Source organism: Burkholderia sp. 9775_39 (genome assembly GCF_015712225.1).
GTDB lineage: Bacteria > Pseudomonadota > Gammaproteobacteria > Burkholderiales > Burkholderiaceae > Burkholderia > Burkholderia cenocepacia.
Window position 1 is genome coordinate 1 of the sequence record NZ_JACCQC010000089.1, and the last position, 439, is coordinate 439.

The following is a 439-nucleotide window of genomic DNA, read 5'->3' on the forward strand; positions in this document are numbered from 1 at the left end:
GCAAAGTATCCGGGAGACACGCCGTTGATGCTGGTTATCTGGTCCCCGGAAGAGATTCAGGCCCTCGCTGACGGAATGGATATTTCCCTGTCCGATCATGAAATCAGGACCGTCCTGGCGCGCCTGGAGGACATCCCGGAAGACCAGCGGACTGAGTCCGGTATTTCTTCCGGCGTGGCGATGGAGATTATCAGCAACGTGAGCGAAAACCGCCAGGTGACCGTCCCGGCTGAACTGCTGGCGTCCCTGATTCAGACCGCCGAACAGGCACTGTGGAAACGTGAATGGGCCGCCCGTGATTACGGCCTCGCCGTCCCGGAATGCGTCACCCGCCGTCAGGCGGTGGTTAATCAGGCCCGCATCCTGCTGAAAAACAACACACACGAAAACGACTGATGTTATCGCCGCCTTCGGGCGGCGATTCAGGGAGACCATTAAT

General features: G+C 58.8%; 1 protein-coding gene. It reads left to right on the plus strand.

Translation table 11 applies throughout. The features are described 5' to 3' along the window. A partial coding sequence (locus H0X90_RS35385) for a DUF1380 family protein (RefSeq protein ID WP_196438443.1) occupies positions 1 to 396 on the plus strand: 396 nt, incomplete at its 5' end. Positions 397 to 439: the final 43 nt, after the last annotated feature.